The organism is Rhodococcus globerulus NBRC 14531 (assembly GCF_001894805.1).
GTDB lineage: Bacteria > Actinomycetota > Actinomycetes > Mycobacteriales > Mycobacteriaceae > Rhodococcus_F > Rhodococcus_F globerula.
Window position 1 is genome coordinate 1 of sequence record NZ_BCWX01000016.1, and the last position, 18264, is coordinate 18264.

The window sequence follows — 18264 nt, forward strand, 5'->3', positions numbered from 1 at the left end:
GGCCACATCCAGTCCGTCAGCGCCGACACCTGAATGCATTCCTGGCACCTACCGACTCCCGACGGTTACATCTTTTACTTCGTTTACTCAGTGATCTCGACCACATGAACTCTAGGTCGTGTTGCGGGGTGGCGCAAGTCCCACTTCGTCCATCCACGTTTTTGCTCGCAGGCGGCTTTGGATTCTCTGCACACAAGAGATTTGGACACGCATCATTCCTCTTTGTGCTGCTGGTGGTCCCGCTATTAGTAGATCGACTCCTCGCATCGGGGTCGAGATCTGGCGCGTCGGACCAACGTCGCGACACCACGTCGTACGCGCTGGTGGTCAACGACGACGGGGCCGCTGATTTGGTGCGGGAAATAGCAGCGTGATGACGTCACCGGGGCCGAAGTCCGAGTCGCAATGTTGCGGTTGCGCTATGGGACGTGGCGTTACGTCTACAACTGGGTACCGAGCACGGTAACCAACCTCGACGGACGGACTGCCGGAATGGGGCTACACGTTTCTCGGGTAGAAGATCCCGATGAGATTGCAGCGCGTGAATTGAAAGTTATGGCCCCGTTGCCGGAGCGCTAGGTATGCAGCTGAACAAACCTCGGCAAGGGATTCGCTCTGTATCGGTGATATTCGTTCGACGATGGCAGCGAGTTTTACGTCGAGGGCCGAAACGACCATGATCGTCAGGGGTGACGATACTCTCGCCGCCCCTGACGATCGACAAGGATCTGGAAGGAACACCCAAGTGTCGGTTCACGTCTCGGTGAATGGTCCGAATGGGGTGTCGGAATCGAATTCGCTGCGCTCGCACAGTGTGATGTTGGCAAGACATCCGCAGGAGCGATTCTCCAGGGCGCCAGCGCCCACAGACTCAGTGGAGTATGTCTCGAACCTGGGCGCTCAGGTGATCCGCCGGCATTATCGAACGTGCGACACCCATGTGTTTCTTCCAATGGGCTATCGCACCGGCTTCGTCACGTGCACGTAGAAGCTTGATCAGTCGCCGTTGTGACCGTACGAACAACTTGTAGTTTGCCTGATATGTCTCGACGTCATTGCGACTGCGCTCGAGCGCGACGGAAACAGTGTGGCGTTCTACGATCTCGTGAAGCATGCCAGCGGTCAGGGCAAGGGTGGCATTTCCCGATAGTTGAACCATGAGGAGGTGGAAACGTGCAGCAGCACTGCCGAAGTCGTCGGCCGCATATCCAGCGGGGATATCCTCGTCGACGAATCGCTCGAGTTCGTCGAACGCAGCCTCTGTCCCGCTCACCGCAAGAAGGCCGGCTGCGGCGGGTTCGATAGCTTCGCGGGCGACGAGCACGTCGGAAACCGTTGCCCCCGAGAGTTCGAGGAGTAATGATGCAGGGCGGGCCACTATCTCCGGTCCGGGCACGCAGACCCGGGCGCCGGTACGTGATCCGCGACGGACCTCGACGAGACGTTCTGCTTCGAGGACTCGGACGGCTTCGCGGAGAGTCGGTCGACTGACCGAGAAGTGTTCCATCAGTTCTGCTTCGTGGGGCAGGTGATCGCCGTCGACCAGTTTTCCTTCGACGATCATGCGACGGAGCTTGCCGGCAACGAGTTCGGCTGTCTTCGGCGTACGGACCGGTCGCCCTGTTGTGCTGAGCAGGTTGAACGCCGGAGCCTCGGTCATGTCAGTCACTGGTCTACCTCGCCTTTGGTCTGGAGCAACTTCATATACCTAGTAAAGCACCCCGAAGTGCTTGATCGGGTTCACAACGGATGATGATGAGATCAATTGCCGCCCTGGTATCGCGACGAACGGATCGGCCTCAGCTCCTCTGAGTTGTAGAAATGTAACTATGTAGTGAGCTAGTGGGATGTAGATGTTCCTCGCAAACGCGGGCGCCGTTCCCGATGCTGTCCGGGGTGAGTTGACCATTGTCGAGGCGGATCTCGGGGGAGAAGCGGTCGGTGACCTACCGGCAGTGGTGGGCAGGATTCCCGTTCGCATGAGTGATGCGCGTATTGGTGCAAAAGGGCGCTTGTTACGAACTTCCATCGAAATCTATTTTATTGCAGTACTATTCGGTTCAGTTAGGTCGTCTTGGTGCCACGTTCTCCAAACGAGACCTAACTTCGCTGCACTACGCCGTGAGTGCATCGTCACCGAAATATGTCGCGCCAACCAGGTCGAGTATGTCCAGGCAACCACCTACATTGATGTTCTCGTGAGTGGTGGACCTGTGGCAGAGAATGGAGATTGTATGTTCACCCCATTTCAGGTGATCGAATGAAGGCTGCAGATCAGTACCACATCGCTATCGTCACTGATGATCCAGAAGCGAAGATGCTCGAGCTCTCGGAACTCTTCGGCTACGAATGGGGCGAAATGATGGGAGGCCCGACTACGGTTACCGTGCCCAGCGGCGATACGACCGTCGATACAACTGTCGAGCTCAAAGCCTGGTATTCACTGTCCGAACCGCGAATGGAGATCGTTCAGAGTGTTCCAGGCTCAGTGTGGACTCCCACTGAGGGTTCTGGCATTCACCATCTGGGCTATTGGGTGGACGATGTCAGTGCGGAGTCCGCCGAACTGACGCGGCGAGGCTACGCAGTCGAGGCGGTAGGCAACTGGCCGGACGGCACTGCGTATTGGGCCTATCACTGCAGTCCGTCCGGTCCACGCATCGAGATTGTCAGCCGGAATCTCAAGCCTGTGTTGGACCGCTACTTCGAGACTGGAAAGTTGTCGTCCTAGTTCAGAAAGACACCGACGTGTGTGGGGTTCACAACTTCGCACACGTCGGTTGTTTTTTGCCCGGCTTCTACGTCGGAATTGGTTGCGGCCATTGCTAAGTGGACGTGATCGCAACTCTCGCCCGCGGTGCTCCACGATCCGGATAGTCAGTCCTGTAAATTTTCGCCGCACTGATCGCTGATCGCCGGATGGGTAAACGCAGCTGCTATCTCTGCCACACAGAGCAGAGATAGCAGCTTCCTTCGATCTACCGGAAATTCGGTGTGGCGACTCCGGCGTTACTTGATGATTACCGTAGTCGGGTCGGTTTGCACACCGTCTTTCATGGTCAAGACGATAAGACCGTTGCCGCATACGGCTTTGAATCCGGCGATTGCTTGTCCGTCGCACGTGAAGGTCAGCCCTGCGCCGGCGGGCAGCGGGATGTCCTTGGCGGAACGGATTGCCGCGTCTAGTGCTGCCGGCGACGTATCGGTACCGGTGACAGACTTGGTGGCACGAATCAGGCCGAGCATTCCCTGATAGCCGGTCACGGCGTAACCCTCGACGGGAGTGTTGGGTGAGTACTTTTTCATAACTTCCCGATACAGAACGCTTTCGGGGGAGTTGGAGACTGTGTCCGCGGATCCGATGATCTTAGTGCCCTCCATGGCGGCGCCGACGGCGTCGACAACGTCCGCGTTGGCGCAGGATTGAACTGCCATGGTCTCGGTGGTCGAGCCCAATGTGTTCAGTGCTTTCAGGATGGAAGTGCAGATCGTTGACTCGCCGTAGACGACGATACCGTCCGGGTTACTGTCGAGCCCCGCATTGACCTGTGGAGTGGCGTCGGGGGTTCCGAAGGGGATGGGGATGATCTTCAGATTTGCGCCGTTGGCGGCGAATGCGGGTACGCCGATCTGTTCGAGAGATCCGGTTGCCGCGGGAAGATCAATCGTATATGCGACAACATTTTTCATCCCTTTCTCTCCGGCGTATTGAGCCATGGCCTGGGAAGTGTTGGAACCTGCGGTCCACATGTACGCGCCGTCGCCAGTGGTCTCGACGGCGCTGCCACCGAGTGCGGCGACGTAGGGGATCCCTGCTGAAGTGATGATGGGTGCGATGATCTGGCCGAGGCCACTGCTGGGGAGTACCACCGCGGATACCTTTGCTTCGACCATCTGGTTTGCGCAATCGCGTGCAGAGACAGGTTCTTCTTGTTGTTTGCAGATGACCAATTCGACAGGGCGGCCACCGATGCCACCGAGCTGCTCGTTTGCATATTTTGCGGCAGCTTCGGCGGCTTCCCGGTTTTCGGGCTGTGAAACAGCCTGCCCATTTTCGTTATTGATGAACCCGATCTTTACAGGTGTGCCTGTGGCGGCGATACCGGGGAATGCGCCGGCGGGTAGATCTGCCGAAGAGGAGGACGATGAGGAGTCGGAGGTATCGCCTGCGCTCTCGCTGCTACAAGCAGTCATTGCTGTCATCGCAACGACGGCAATGGACGCCGCCACTATCTTTGAAACATGCAGGCCGTTCGAGGGTTTCATCGGTGGTCCTTCTGTTGGGGTGGATAACATCGGCCGCCGTTGAAGCCATGGCGGACCGGGTGAAGTGGATGGAGACGGCAGAAGCGCACCGGGTTTCGATATGCCTGCTCGTAGCGGCGTATTCGTCAGCCCTGTGTCAGATGATCGTGCTCTGTTCAACGGCGTCCACGGTCTCTACTGCTTCCGTGCGCGGACGTTCGTTTGCGCCCAGATATGCGTCTTCGATCAGGTGAGGGTGTGCCGCAAGTTCGGCGGCATCCCCTTGCAAGACGTTGTCACCGTGGCGCAGGACGAGTGCTGTGTCGGCCACCGTCAGTGCGAGCTGCACGTGCTGCTCGACGAGTATGACGGCAGTTCCGGTGGCATCGGCGACTGTCCGCAATACCGGGAGAAGCCGTTCGACGATAACAGGTGCCAAACCCATGCTCAGCTCGTCGATGAGAAGAACTTTCGGGTGTTGAATCAGCGCGCGCCCGATGGCAAGCATTTGCTGTTCGCCACCAGAGAGTGCGCCGGCGTGCACTTTCAGTCGCTTGTCCAGCTCTGGAAAGTAGCCGAGAATCTTCTCTCGCGATGCGGCCCAGTCGCGTCGTGATTTCACTGCCAGTCGAAGGTTCTCTTCCACGGTCAGGGTGGTGAACAGTGCGCGGTCGTCGGGGACGAACACCAGCCCGGCGTCGGATGCGCTGCGTGCGTGCCCGGACTTGACGTGATGGCCGGTGATCTCCACCGTGCCACCGAGACTGGGCAACAAACCTGCCAGCGTGAGCAGCATAGTTGTCTTGCCTGCGCCGTTCGGTCCGAGGAGCGCGAGGATTTCGCCTTCACGTAATTCTAGATCGAAATCGCGAACGCAGGGTCGGCCCTGCGAATAGCCGGCATCCATATCGGTGCACTTCAAGACCGCGGTCATGCGTTCAGCTCCTGTCCGGTGTGCGTCGCGCCGAGGTAGGCCCGGGTAACTGCGGGGTCCTTGCGTATTTCTTCCGGAGTGCCGATTGCGATGACTTTACCCAGATCGAGAACGACAATCCGGTCGCAGACTTCCAAGACCAGCTCCATATCGTGATCGACCATGACGACCGTCAGGCCTGAATCACGTACGGCCCGTAGTCGATTCCCCAGCCACATGCTTTCGGTGCTGCCCAGTCCGGCAGCAGGTTCGTCCAGCAGTACGACGCGCGGCCGGCCGGCGAGAGCGCGGGCAACCGAGACCAACTGGCGTTGTCCTTGAGAGAGTTCCTTGACCGGTCGGTCCGCGACCGAGCTCAGGTGTAGTAGTTCGAATAGTTCGTCGAGGCCAGCGGAATCGAGTGGCGGATTGTCCGGTCCTCGGTGGTGTGACGCAGTTGTGCCGACGGAGACGTTTTCGCGGACCGAGAGATCGTCGTACAACTCGATGCCTTGGAAGGTGCGCCCGAGTCCGGAGCGACTGCGTTGAAAAGCCCTCTTGCCGTTGAGATTCAGGTCGCCGATTGTGACACTGCCGGTGGCGTCGGCGAAGCCGCTGATCGCATCGATAAAGGTGGTCTTGCCGGCTCCGTTGGGGCCGATCAGGCCGATGATCTCGCCGTCACGGACATCGAATGAGACGTCGTCGAGTGCGGTGATGCCGCCATATCGGACACCGATTTCGTGGCTGGAGAGGACGACGTCACCGATCGGACGGGCAGTGCCGAGGTACGGGGTTGTGCTGTCCAACTCGAACTCGATGTGCTCGGATTCTGGGTCGGTAGTTGCGGGGGTGATCTTGCGGCGCAGGTAGTCGACCGTCTTGTGCACTTCGGAGATGATTCCTTCTGGATTCATGATGACGGTGATAACCAGGAGAACCCCGGTGATCACTGCGTAGTAGCTACCGACGTTGGCGACGCGGTCGAGGAAGATGAACATTATTCCGCCGGCTCCCATGACTCCGGCGAGTATTCCGCCGGAGACGCAGGTGACACCTGCCAGGTAGGCGACTGCGAACATCGCGATTCCGCCCATGGCAGAGAAGGATTCAGGAACGGCCATGGTTTGTTGGTACGCCATCAAGGACCCGCCGAGACCGGCGATGAACGCGCCGATCGCGAAGGCAATCAGTTTCGTGCGGGAAACGTTGATGCCGGAGGCGGCAGCAGATCGCTCGTTTGCACGTACCGCGAGCATTGATGCACCGAGTCGACTGGTTCGTAGTTTTGCCGTACCGACGGCGATGATCACCAGTACTGCGAGGCAGAGAATGCCGAAGGAGATTTTTGGATAGGAGTCGCCGGATCCGATCCCGAGATCGATGCCGAACAGCGACGGGTCGTCGACGCGTGCTCCGTTGACTCCACCGTTCAACTTGTTGTTGCGGAACCAGAACATCTCGAGAAACACTGCGAGGCTCAACGTCACCACCGCGACGGGTAGTCCTCGGATGCGTAGTGCCGGCAGGCCGACGACTACCCCGATCACCATCGCCACCAGTGCTGCGAGGACGGGGGCAATGGGGAAGGGGATTCCCCACTCCGTGGTGAAGCGGCTGAGCATGAATGCGGCCACTCCGGCAAGCGCTAACTGCGCCAACGATATTTGTCCTGCGAATCCGGTGACCACCACCTGTGAGATGGCGATGACCGCGAGGGTGAACGTCAAGATCACCGCACCGCGGTAGCTGCCGTGAGTGAAGACGAGAAATCCTAGCGCGATCACGGTGAAGGTGACTGTGGGGATCACCAAGTTCTTGGGCCGTGGCGCGGCGCCAAGGGTGTTCTGGATGATCGCACCACGTGTGGGGAGCGGTCGTCCGCGGAAGACGAGAAAAATGAGGATCAGGATCAGCGGAATCAACTCGGCCATTCCCGCTTGTGGTAGCCAGCTCACCGTTGCCTGCAGGTGGGTCATCTCCGACTGGAGCACACCGATTCCGAGTCCGGCAGCCACGGCTGGTCCGATGGAATTGAAGTTTCCGACTAACGCCGCGGCGAGGGCCGGGACGATGAACATTGTGTAAGAGATCGGGATGAGCGGCACGATCGGGGCGATGAGGATGCCGCTGAGCCCGGCGATCATGGTGCTCAATGCCCAGTTGGCGTAGGCGATTCGTTCGGGGGAGAGCCCGGTGACGATCGCGCCTTTCTCCGATTCGGCAGCCGCTCGGGTTGCCAGTCCGAATCGGGTCAATCGGAAAGCGAGCACGAGCAGGATGGTCAGAACGATGATGATGGCGGCGAACCAGATTCGGTCTGCCGGTATACGAATGCCGCCGAATTTCATGACATTTGTAGGCAGGATGGCTTTCACCGAGACCGGAGTTGTGCCGACCCTCGCCGCCAAGAGAGCCTGAACGGCAAGCATCAGAGCGATCGAGGCTACGGCCTTGGCGGTGGCCGGCGCGGTCCTGAGCAGCCTGAATACTGCGAAGTACATCAGCACGCCTAGGGCTGCGGCGATGGCCATTGCTATGCCCATCGCTGGGATCAGTCCTATCGGGCCACCCAGATCCAGGGTTTTGGGCAGGCCAGGTATCGGGATCAGGAGTTCGCCGCTGCGTAGGTAGGCGTACGTATAGGCGACGTAAAGCGCGATAGCGCCGGTCGCGAAGTTCACTACGCCCGAGCTTCGGTAGGTCATGACCAATGCCAGGGCGAGCGCTGCGTAGACAGCGCCGTTACCCAGCCCGAGGAGCAGGAACTGGAGATCTTGGGTCATCACTTGGGTCTTTCGCTAGAAAGGGAAGAGTGGCTGCTGCTGTCGGATCAGTTGAGGATGACCTCAGGGTCAGTTAGCTAGTCGCCGCGACGGCCTCTGACCTCCGCGTTGACATCTCCCGAGAGACTTAGGTCACTAAGTCAGGTTTCTACTATGACACAACATGATGATGTACGTCACTAAGTGGGTGAAGTTTCGGTTCGGCCGGGTTGGTCGCAAGTGCGTCGTCGGTCGTCTTGTGGTGGGAGTCGTGCCCGAACCGCCCGTGCGGCCTGTTGTAGTGATGTCGAATAAGTACTTGCAGCGCAACGGATTTGTACTACTTACCGATGTCAGTTGAACTGCCGGAGCTGCTACTGTTCGAGGAGCGCTGAGTGGAAAATCTCCAGCTCAATTACTGGACAGCGATGAGTAAAGATATAGATAACTTAGATATCGAACTATTTGCTGCCTTCTGACACGTCGAATTCAACACCGCCCTAATCGAATGAAGGTGGCAAGGGTCTTTGCTGCCTTGTTGGTTGTAGCGAAGTCGGCTTCGGTGCGGTAGATGCTCTCTGTGACGTGGCGTGGCATCGCGATCTCGTGCGGGCGGATTGGCACACTCGGGCGACGCGCGCTAGGGATGAAAGTTTTCGCCTGAGTGCAAATGTCCTCGGAGGTCGCCCCAATGAGGTGTGGGAGATGTCGGAGGTGTCAGGTTTTGCGACAGATTCAGGCCGGCGTGTCTAGTGGACCGTTCTGGTGGCTGTGACGATGGGTCCGAGGCGCTTTCGGGGTCAGGCTGATGCGGCGCATTACGTGGGCGATTTGTCCGCAGGTGAAACCGAAAATTGTTGTACACCAGAATCATTCGAACATCTAATGTAGAACTGAAAGGCAGTGATTTAGGTCCAGTTTCTTACCCTCGTATGCACGATTGCCGATGCTTCGTTGACGTTGACGTTTCGCTGCGCACGCCCAGGGATGTGGCGTCACTGGCTCTTCCGGCCGATTGGTGTCCCGATGGAGATCGGCCGAGTCCCAGGCTGGGCGGATGCTCTCCAACTTGGTTGGAACAGCTTTGACAGAGCGGCATCGACGACTCGATCGTTGAGCGAGTTCACCTCTGGTGTTGTTGCCGAATACAGCCGATATTACTGCATGGAAATTGACTCTCCGCCTTGATATCCCGGTTGTCTACTGTCTGTTCCGTCAGGCGGAACCATAGGTGATGGCTCAGCTCTGAAACTGGTTGACTTGGTCAGTCGGTTCGGTGGAGGCGCTTACAGTGCTTCATCAAGCGACAGGTCGATCTAGGCTTCGGAGGCGTGAGAGTATGGGACTATGTATAGGTGATCAGTTCGAGTGAAGAGTCGACGAGCATGATGAATGCGCTTGCTGTCGTGGCAGATTGGAAGCCGCGACAGTCCGCGAATCAAAATAGTCGAGCGGTACAGCCTCGCCTGGACCGGGGATTTGTGGAACACAGACTGATCACGATGCGCAGAGCGGTCGGACAGCTCGTCGGCGTCGGTTCGTTGGACCGCGAGCGACTGGAAATCGATCCGGCGATAGGGCTTGTCCTTGAACGGATCCTGGCGCTACTGGTCGAATTGGCGGTTGCGATCAACAATCATGTATTGGAAAGCGTGCTGGGTGAAGTGCCGCAGAAATCGGCAGATTCGTTCGGTGCGGCCGAGAAGGCCGGGATGATCGACGCGGAGTTAGCAACCGCTCTAGTGCCTCCGGAAGGCCCGCACAACGTTCTTCTCCAGCTGTACATGGACACCGAACCCGAGGAAGTCGCCGCGGTCGTGTCCGCGGCGACTTCCGGATATGAGGAGTACGTGCAGCAGGTCACTCGCTGGATCGAGGCCAACGCTTCTGCGTGAATGTGTTGTCGAGGCCTGGCGAGCCAATTCTCGATTGGATCTTGGTGACTTCAGCATGCTGATAGGTAGCGTAGGTAGGGAACACTCTATCGGGTCACGGATCTCAGTATCGTAATGAACATTCAAAGATCTCGGTGTTCGAGATCCGTGTTTCTTGGGGATTGGGAGCGACCGGCTTGATGACGAGTGCGGAAGATACAGAGACATGGTCGGTGGGTCCGGAGAAGCTCGCGTCACAGGTTGCCCGGCAGCTCGAGGATGAGATCATCGTCCGGAAATGGCCGGTCGGTGAGGTCTTGGGTTCGGAGCCCGAGTTGCTGGAGCGCTTTGGAGTGTCTCGGTCGGTTCTGAGAGAAGCGATTCGGCTGCTCGAGCACCATTCGGTCGCGCGGATGCGTAGCGGTCCAGGCGGAGGGCTGGTGGTGTGCGCCCCGAACGCATCGGCGTCCATGCGTGCGTTGGTGATCTACCTGGAGTACATAGGCGTGAGCGTCGAAGATCTGCTCCACGCCCGATTGCTACTCGAGCCGCTCGCAGCTCGGTTGGCAGCGGGGGCGATCACCGAGGACGGTATTGATCGATTGCGGTCGATCGTTGGGAAAGAGCAGGAGCAGATCGGTGATCCGAACTGGTCCTTCGACGACGAGTTTCACATTTTGCTCGGAAGCCTGTCCGGCAACGCGGTGCTGCAGCTGTTCATCGAGGTTGTGATGCTGCTGACGTCCCGCTACATTCGCGCCTGGGGGCCAACGTCGAGGGAGGCGGGGGCCGCGGCTAAGGCTGTTGCCATCGCGCGGCACGTCCAAATCGTAGACGCGGTAATCGCAGGTGACGCCGCAGCCTCGGAGAGCCAACTAAGCGCCCATCTCGAAGAGATCGAGGAGTGGATGCTGGCCAACCGGATCCGACGTCCATCGCATCGCATGCGGACTCGACCCAGCGACCCTAACCCGAACGCCACAAAAGGCACCAAACTTGCCGAGGTTATTGCCGGCCGTATCCATGACGACATCACCAGCGACGGCTGGCAGATCGGTGAGGTCTTCGGATCGGAGCCAGATCTTTTGGCGCGCTACGAGGTTAGCCGTGCGGTCCTGCGTGAAGCGATTCGGATCCTCGAACACCACAGCGTTGCTCGGATGCGCCGCGGACCTGGCGGCGGACTGGTCGTCCTGGCTCCCGACCCAACGGCCAGTATTCGTGCGATCGCTCTCTATCTCGATTTCGAGGGTATGAGCCCCGACCACCTCCACCTGGTTCGTGAAGTGATCGAGTTGGGGTGCATCCAGACCGTCACCGCCGTCGCAACTGCTCCCGATGTAGCTTCGCGGTTACGTGCTGCACTTGACCACACCACTGTGCACGGTGACGCCGGCGACATGTTCCATACCGAGGTTGCAGACCTTGCCGACAACCCGGTTCTGACACTGTTTTTGCGCGTCATCACCGACCTCTGGACCCGCCAGAGTCGCTCCGAAGAGTCCATGACTCCGGCCGTCGAGGTGCAGGTCCGGTGCACCCACGACAAGATCCTCGAGGCAATCCTCCTTGGGGACGATGGGCTCGCTCAGCATCGCATGCGGCGCCACCTACAGGAGCTCACCACGTGGTGGCACTAGGTTTGGGAACGTCTACCTGATCGAGGACGAATTTACGGGGCGAGTTCCAATACTCGCCGCGGTGATGATCGACGAGTCGCAACGAACTTGGGCAGATCAGTCGAGGTGTCTCAGCCGAGGGACTCTTCGACCGGCGCACCTGGGTATTCTCACGGCCGGGTTGCCTTTCGAAATGTCGTGAATTCCGACATTCCGTCGAAATTCGAGCTGACGACCACCCGACTCCGAGAGTCGGTCAGGTAGTCGTCGGCGCGGGATCTGATGCCTCGAAGTGCTCAGAGTCCGGGTTTTACATAGAGATTCGGAAGCACTTCGGGGCCGGTACGGCGGTTATGCTCGTGTGGACACATCGAAAAGTTACTACAATCGGGTGCTTGCTCCGCCGAGTCTGTGGGTTGCATTCCAGATCGCGGCGGCGGTGCTCCGAACTGCTTCGGTCGCTATGCCCCATCTCATTCGGCCCGCCGGCGCGGTAACGGAAACGGCTCCGATCACGTTTCCGGAGCTACGGATCGGCGCGGAAACACACACGAAATCTTGGTAGATCTCGCCACGATCGAACGCTATTCCGACCCTGCGCACTTGGCTGAGCTCGGTCCGTAGCGCTGCGGGGTCCGTGATCGTATTCGCCGTCCGCCTAAGCATGGGCGAGGAGGTTACTGTGCGGACGGCGTCGTCGTCGAAGGCGGTCATGGCCTTGCCTAATGCGGTGCAGTACGCGGGATTTCGTCCGCCGCGTCGCGTCGGCAAACGGACTGCGCCTACCGCGATACGTTCGAGATATACGACCTCGGACTGATCGAGAATGCCGAGTTGTGTGGACATTCCGGTCTTGGCTGCGAGGGCTTGCAGATGTGGAATCGCGGCTTCGTAGAGTTGGTTTCCTTCGACAGCAAGACTTCCCAGCTCGAACATGCGAATGCCGATGCGGTAGCCGTCAGGATCCCGTTCGATCCATCCCACTTGGCACAGTTGATCAGCAAGTCGATGCAACGTCGATTTCGGCAGCCCAGTGCTCTCACTGAGATCGCCGAGACCGAGCACCTGCTGTTTGCCGTTGAACGCCCCCATGATGGCAGCGACCCTTCCCATCACGGTGCGTTCGGGTCGGAGTCGGACGTCAGTTCCGACATGATCGACCTCCATAGACGATATGTACTCGTCCATGGAATCGACCACTGATTCCATCGGCAAAATCGACGTGCACTGCGTCAAACTCGATGTCACGGCTGCCACCTCCCAATTCAGGCTACTAATAGACACTTAATTCGGTCCAAATCTAGGATTGCATGCGCACATCCCGGAATGTTTTCTAAATTAGTGTCCTTTATTCCTGTAATCAGGGTCACATCAACGAGCGCGCATGTCAACCCCCGCGTGTCGAATCAGCTAAATCGCCCGCGTAGGCGCAGTAATTGCCTGGTGGGAGTCACGCACGCAACGGGTGGTCAACCTCGGCCGTGCACTGATCGGGAGGTGTTGTGAGCCGGCCGAGAACGGAAATTGGCGGTGGATCAACCCCGTAGATCGGTAGTAATAGCAAAAAAGTTCGCTCCGGTGGCGCTGTCCGCTGCCTTCGATCCTGCAAATTGCTGACAAGCCGAACTAAGCTCCTCGTGACACAAGTGTCATGAGGTCGACACGAACTTCGGCGAACGGCAGCGGCCTGGGAAGCCGGAACGGCAGCGGCCTGGGAAGCCGGAACGGCCGTGGCCTGGGAAGCCGGAACGGCCGTGGCCTGGGAAGCCGGAACGGCCGTGGCCTGGGAAGCCGGCGAAATGCCGCAACAGTGAGCGTACAACGGTCCGGATCTTGGGTGGTCGGGATCGTTTCGCTGCATTGGAAACAGGTGGACCATGCTGACCGCTGCGGAGTGCGCGGCCTTCGGAATTTACCAAGGTGGCGCGGCCGCGCCTGGCCTCGAAATCGACTGAGCATCAAAAAGTAAGTGGCGCAGCGATACTCGTTGAACGATACAGAGTCACAGCTGACCTCGGATGGGTCGACCTCGACTTCTATGAACGCGAACGGTGCCTTGCATCATCGGCGAGCTGGACGATCGTGGCGAGTTCGGCGTCGAGAAGGCTGTGAAGATCGCGCATGAGTGCGGCGTCGTCGGAATTCGTCGACGTAACCATTGCATTCAGGGAGGGCATTCAGGAGGCAGACAGTGGTTGCCGCTCGATCGGTGATCTGGCCGGGGGCGGAGGTCGAGGGATGGACACTCACCACGCTCGCCCCAGATACTCCATGACTGGAAGGCTCAGTCCGTTGACCGTGAAAAGTCCGTGGCCGCGACAGGCCCGGGCGCGCGACTCCAGTTCACTTTCAGGATCATTCGCGGTCGGTGAAGAGTGTGGCATTGCCGGGATGGAAACCTTGCCTGCATGCCCACGTCTTTCTCGACAGCGAGCAACAAGCGACCGGACTCACAGAAAGTTCGATCATGCGGACGCTCGACCACGTGGCACGGATTCGACATTCACGCAGGAAGATTCGAGGCCTTGGAAAAGTCGGGCGGTGAACAGCGGTGCGCGCGTATCTGTGAGGTCGTGACCCCAGCAACACGCGCCAATCGGTAACTCCAGAAAGATAATTGGAATGCATCCGCTACCGCTCCGGCTCGCCCGTTGATCGGAAGAGGCAGTGCATGGAGACGGAGACGCTAGCACCGCGCGGTTGCTCCGATGATTTCGTGGATGCAAAACTGCCGCCCTGTTTCTCTGTTGTGAACAAGTTCAGGGCGGCAACCTCACAAGTGATCGAGGAGCGGTCGGCTGCTACTCAGCGATGTACCCAGCCTGCGTCGTGCCAGTACGTCTCGAGCTTCTCCATCGGTTCGGGCCAGGTCTCGATGTAAGTGACGCCTTCAGGCCCCGCAGTCATGATGTAGGGGGTGCCGGCCTCACTGATCCAGAATTCGCCTGGACCGATGGTCTGGCTACCTTCCTCGCCGTCTTGGCCCCAGGCGACATGGAACTCACCCTCGAATACGATGATCAACTCGTCAAGATTGTGGTGGTGACGAGGCACCGAGAAGTTCGGGGCGCACCGAAGGCCGTTGAGATTGAACGACCTGTCTACCTTGTTCGAGACCCACATATTGCCCTTGAAGGTCTGTTCCATGTCGATCGGCGCATCGGCGAGGAGTCCGCCTTCATTCCAGAGGTAAGAGGGAAGGTCCTGATCGACCGACAGGTCGATCCAACCCTCTTCTTCGGACAGCAGATTGAAGTATTCGATTGCCATACTCCGGAGTCTGTCGAACATGACAGGGTGTGTCATCAACAGGTTCCGTTGGACGGAATGGGGGCAGGTGACCGTGCTCGTCAGACCCGTTCCATCAAACGGAATTCTCCGGCGACAGGATGTACAGCCGCACATACTATTTCGGAATGGCACTTACTTTTGGTGATCTGGTGGACGATGCGGATTGGATTCCTCTGGGCCTTGATGTGGCGCCGAGTTACTTCTGGAAGGACGGTGGTTTGCTGATCGACGCGCCAGTGGATTTCGCGGCGACGTTCGGCGGGTCGATGTGGGTGACCACAAAGCCAATTCAGGTGAAGCGCTTCAATCGCAACCCTTTGCGGGTGCGACCGAACTTTACGGTACCTCGCCACCATCACAACATGGACGAGTTGCTCTTTGTCTTCGCAGGCGAGTACAGCATTGAGTACGAGGAAGACGGCGAGTGGCAGACCGTGCGAGTGCGTCCGGGGGAGTTCTTTCTCAGCCGCGCAGGCACTGCGTACACGATGACGGCCGGGTCCGAAGGCGTCACCTACATCGAGACCTGGCCGAAGCCGGTAGCCGAACTCGAGACGTACTGGCATGACTTTGGTTGGCTGGAAGCACCGTCGAGCTAAGAGGAGGAGACACGACTGATGGCTGAATTTACGTTTGAAGGCACGAGCAGGACTCTGCAGACGCCCAGAGGGCCGCTGCACTATCACGAGGCCGGCGACGGTCCTCCATTGCTCTTGCTGCACGGCTCGGGTCCAGGGGTCAGTGGCTGGGCGAACTTCCAGGGAAATCTACCGGTCTTCGCCGAGCATTTCAGGACGCTCGTTCTCGACTTCCCTGGATTCGGCAAGAGTTATTCGTGCGAGGACAATCCGATGATTGCCGGACTGCCGGCGGTGTTGGACTTCCTCGACGGTATGTCGCTCGATTCTGTTCCGGTCGTTGGTAATTCGATGGGCGGAAACATTGCGGCACAGCTGGCATCCAGACATCCTGAGCGAGTGACTCGACTCGTTACGATTGGCGGCATCGGGCTGCCTGTGTTCAGTCCGTCGCCCCCGGAAGGCATCAAGCTTCTCGTGCAGTTCGTCGAGGACCCGACACGTGAGCGGTTGATGACGTGGATGGAGGCCATGGTGTACGACACCTCCATTCTGACGGAGGAGTTCGTCGAGATGCGGTGGAGAGCCGCATCGGACCCGGCCGCGCTTGCTGACATCAAGAAATTGTTCAATTTCCGTTCGCTGGCGGCGATGCGTAATCGGGGTACGAACGCAGCCGAACAGGTTGGAGCACTGACGAAGATCCAGGCGCCGACGCTGATCACTTTCGGCCGCGACGACCGTGTAACGCCCATGGACAGCTCGCTTGTCCCGATGCGACTGATCCCGAAGTGTGAACTGCACGTCTTCTACGATTGTGGGCATTGGGCGATGATCGAACGCAAAGACGAGTTTGAAAGTGTGGTGCTCTCGTACCTGCTCCGCGACCGGAAGCTTGCACCAGTGCTCTGAAGCCCTTCTGGGACAATCTTTCTGCCCCGGTGATCCAACGGACCGCCGGGGCAGAATTGTCTCAGAGCGGAATAGATGAAGCGGGCTGCCCGGCGCTCGACGATCGCTTTCACCTTCAGTGCTTCTATGTCGTCTTCACGGTTGGCGCACATGTACCCGAAAAGCGCTGCGGCGGTGCGCCAGAGTGATCGAGCGGGTGACAGTTCAACGTAAGCGTCCAGACAACAGCCTGGCTTCCGCTGCCGGCGACGAGGACATTCGGAGTCAGACGCAATGCGCACGATGTCGAATCGTGCAAGCGCACTCATAGATTGCGGCAGGATGGCCGCACAGATTCAGTTCTAGGGCATACGGCGTCGCGGTAGACGTAGCGCGTAGTGGTGTCGGGCGCATGGCACCGATTCGAAATGTGTGGTGGGACTACTGGACCAGCCGTGGAAATTCCTTGTAGACAGAGATTTTGGTGTGGCCAGTGGAGGGAAGCCGGAGTTCAACTGAAGTACTTGTGCTTATCGAGCGGAAGTTCTACAGTTTGCGTGATGGAGCTCACTACATATACAAAGTATTACATGTAATACAGGTGGATTTTGGTGAGTGTCTCCAGCAGCCTCTGACGAACCAGGGGAGAGGCCAGCCCTGCCGTAACGATCCGATCTTCAAAGGAAAGTGACAAATGAGTAATTCCGAGTACCGCATGTTGATCGACGGTGCGCTGGTCGCCGCGACGGGGGGCCGCACCTACGAGAATGTCAACCCGGCGAACGAAGAAGTCATCGGTGTTTCGCCGAATGCCGGTGTGGCCGATGTCGAGCGGGCGATCCTGGCCGCGCGGCGGGCTTTCGACACCACGACGTGGTCGACGGACACCGAGTTCCGTCAGCGGTGCCTGGTGCAGTTGCAGTCCGCTCTGCGCAAGAACGCCGAAGAGATGCGGCCGGTGATGGTTGCAGAGGGTGGCCTGCCGCTCGCGTTGACCTACGACGTGGCGCTCGATGGCTCGATCGAAATGATCAGTCATTACATCGATCTCCTCGACACGTTCGAGTTCGAGCGGGTCATCACCCCGGTTGCCGGTGACGAGAAGGCGCACCGCATCGTGCGGCGTGAGGGTGCCGGTGTCGTCGCGGCGATCACCGCATGGAACTACCCCATCTTCTTGGCGATCGCGAAGTTGATTCCCGCGTTGGCTGCGGGGTGCACCGTGGTCCTCAAGCCGGCGCCGGATACTCCGTGGAACACGTTGGAGATCGGTCGTATCCTGCTCGAGCACACCGATATTCCGGCTGGTGTGGTCAATATCGTCAGTACTGACGACAATGACGTGGCGTCTGTGCTCACGACCCATCCGGAGGTGGATGCGGTTACGTTCACCGGATCGACTGTCACGGGTCGGCGGATCATGGCGGCGGCTGCGCCGACGGTCAAACGTCTCACTCTCGAGCTCGGTGGTAAGTCGTCGGCGATCCTGCTCGACGACGCGGACTTCACCTCTGCGATTCCGTTTGTGGCTGCTACCACTCTCAGCCATGCCGGTCAGGGCTGCGGTATTTACTCGCGGCTGCTGGTGCCCCGCGCGAGACTCGACGAGGCAGTTGAAATTGCGGTCGCGTCGATGCAACAGATTCCGTGGGGCGATCCCACCGACATCGCCAACTACATGGGACCGCTCGCCAACAAGCGTCAGTACGAATCGGTGCTCCGCTACTACGAGATCGCGAAGCAGACCGGGCGGATTGCGTTGGGTGGTAAAGCCAGTGACCGTTTCGAGAAGGGATTCTGGGTCGAGCCGACTGTGCTCACCGACGTCGATTCCCTCTCGACGGTGCCGCAGGAGGAGATCTTCGGTCCGTTGCTGTGTGTGCTGCCCTACGAGGACGATGCCGACGCGGTCGCGATCTCGAACAACACGATCTACGGTCTCGCCGGCGGTGTGTGGAGTGCGGATGTCGAGCGGGCTCAGCGGGTTGCCGAGGGTATGCGGGCGAGCTCCATTCAGGTCAACGATCAGATGTGGAATCACCGGTCGGCACCGTTCGGTGGGTACAAGCAGAGCGGTATCGGCCGGGA

Annotated in this window: 13 protein-coding genes; 6 read left to right on the forward strand and 7 right to left on the reverse strand. The window is 58.9% G+C overall.

The genetic code is table 11. The features are described from left to right. Positions 1-871: 871 nt before the first annotated feature. Positions 872-1660 (reverse strand): FadR/GntR family transcriptional regulator, encoded by a 789-nt coding sequence (locus RG2_RS30995; protein WP_051730847.1) that lies wholly within the window; start codon positions 1658-1660, stop codon positions 872-874. A 600-nt stretch (positions 1661-2260) separates the two neighbouring features. Between RG2_RS30995 and RG2_RS31005 the strand changes: the two genes are divergently transcribed. Continuing rightward, positions 2261-2731 carry a VOC family protein gene (locus RG2_RS31005; protein WP_033237325.1) on the forward strand — a complete coding sequence of 157 codons (471 nt, stop codon included), beginning with the start codon at positions 2261-2263 and terminating at the stop codon, positions 2729-2731. Between the two features lie 278 nt (positions 2732-3009). Here the strand turns inward: RG2_RS31005 and RG2_RS31010 are convergent, their stop codons facing one another. From RG2_RS31010 to RG2_RS31020, 3 genes are all read right to left on the reverse strand, one after another. Beyond that, on the reverse strand, positions 3010-4266 hold the full coding sequence (locus RG2_RS31010) for an ABC transporter substrate-binding protein (RefSeq protein WP_033237324.1): 1257 nt from the start codon (positions 4264-4266) through the stop codon (positions 3010-3012). Between the two features lie 136 nt (positions 4267-4402). Next, complete coding sequence (locus RG2_RS31015; RefSeq protein ID WP_033237323.1) at positions 4403-5179, reverse strand: ABC transporter ATP-binding protein; 777 nt, start codon at positions 5177-5179, stop codon at positions 4403-4405. Beyond that, a complete protein-coding gene (locus RG2_RS31020; protein ID WP_033237322.1) occupies positions 5176-7944 on the reverse strand; it encodes a branched-chain amino acid ABC transporter permease/ATP-binding protein in 2769 nt (922 codons plus the stop codon). Before RG2_RS31020 ends, RG2_RS31015 begins: the two co-directional genes overlap by 4 nt. Before the next feature lie 1481 nt (positions 7945-9425). On the opposite strand from RG2_RS31020, the gene RG2_RS31025 reads away from it, so the two are divergent. Next, complete coding sequence (locus tag RG2_RS31025) at positions 9426-9818, forward strand: HepT-like ribonuclease domain-containing protein (protein ID WP_202026744.1); 393 nt, start codon at positions 9426-9428, stop codon at positions 9816-9818. Positions 9819-9997: 179 nt separating this feature from the next. Beyond that, on the forward strand, positions 9998-11437 hold the full coding sequence (locus RG2_RS31030) for a FadR/GntR family transcriptional regulator (RefSeq protein WP_033237331.1): 1440 nt from the start codon (positions 9998-10000) through the stop codon (positions 11435-11437). Positions 11438-11797: 360 nt separating this feature from the next. On the opposite strand, the gene RG2_RS31035 is transcribed toward RG2_RS31030, so the two are convergent. The 3 genes from RG2_RS31035 to RG2_RS31040 form a co-directional block, all read right to left on the reverse strand. After that, positions 11798-12664, reverse strand: coding sequence for an IclR family transcriptional regulator (locus RG2_RS31035; RefSeq protein ID WP_133637933.1), 867 nt, complete (start codon positions 12662-12664; stop codon positions 11798-11800). Between the two features lie 788 nt (positions 12665-13452). Continuing rightward, positions 13453-13575, reverse strand: a complete 123-nt coding sequence (locus tag RG2_RS32580; protein ID WP_255285247.1) for a hypothetical protein — start codon at positions 13573-13575, stop codon at positions 13453-13455. A gap of 646 nt (positions 13576-14221) precedes the next feature. Beyond that, entirely contained in the window at positions 14222-14686 is a 465-nt protein-coding gene (locus tag RG2_RS31040; protein ID WP_033237321.1) for a cupin domain-containing protein, read from the reverse strand. Positions 14687-14832: 146 nt separating this feature from the next. On the opposite strand from RG2_RS31040, the gene RG2_RS31045 reads away from it, so the two are divergent. The 3 genes from RG2_RS31045 to RG2_RS31055 all read left to right on the forward strand — a co-directional run. Then, complete coding sequence (locus tag RG2_RS31045) at positions 14833-15306, forward strand: cupin domain-containing protein (protein WP_051730848.1); 474 nt, start codon at positions 14833-14835, stop codon at positions 15304-15306. 15 nt (positions 15307-15321) lie between these two features. Next, the gene (locus RG2_RS31050) at positions 15322-16197 is read left to right on the forward strand and encodes an alpha/beta fold hydrolase (protein WP_165826344.1); all 876 of its coding nucleotides are present in this window, start codon (positions 15322-15324) and stop codon (positions 16195-16197) included. A gap of 673 nt (positions 16198-16870) precedes the next feature. Continuing rightward, a partial coding sequence (locus RG2_RS31055; protein ID WP_072782906.1) for an aldehyde dehydrogenase family protein occupies positions 16871-18264 on the forward strand: 1394 nt, incomplete at its 3' end.

Coding starts and splice junctions, on each gene's coding strand:
- RG2_RS31040 (WP_033237321.1), bottom strand. CDS start 14,686: ATGGCAATCGAATACTTCAATCTGCTGTCCGAAGAAGAGGGTTGGATC.
- RG2_RS31030 (WP_033237331.1), top strand. CDS start 9,998: ATGACGAGTGCGGAAGATACAGAGACATGGTCGGTGGGTCCGGAGAAG.
- RG2_RS31045 (WP_051730848.1), top strand. CDS start 14,833: ATGGCACTTACTTTTGGTGATCTGGTGGACGATGCGGATTGGATTCCT.
- RG2_RS31015 (WP_033237323.1), bottom strand. CDS start 5,179: ATGACCGCGGTCTTGAAGTGCACCGATATGGATGCCGGCTATTCGCAG.
- RG2_RS31025 (WP_202026744.1), top strand. CDS start 9,426: ATGCGCAGAGCGGTCGGACAGCTCGTCGGCGTCGGTTCGTTGGACCGC.
- RG2_RS31020 (WP_033237322.1), bottom strand. CDS start 7,944: ATGACCCAAGATCTCCAGTTCCTGCTCCTCGGGCTGGGTAACGGCGCT.
- RG2_RS31010 (WP_033237324.1), bottom strand. CDS start 4,266: ATGAAACCCTCGAACGGCCTGCATGTTTCAAAGATAGTGGCGGCGTCC.
- RG2_RS32580 (WP_255285247.1), bottom strand. CDS start 13,575: ATGGTTACGTCGACGAATTCCGACGACGCCGCACTCATGCGCGATCTT.
- RG2_RS31005 (WP_033237325.1), top strand. CDS start 2,261: ATGAAGGCTGCAGATCAGTACCACATCGCTATCGTCACTGATGATCCA.
- RG2_RS30995 (WP_051730847.1), bottom strand. CDS start 1,660: ATGACCGAGGCTCCGGCGTTCAACCTGCTCAGCACAACAGGGCGACCG.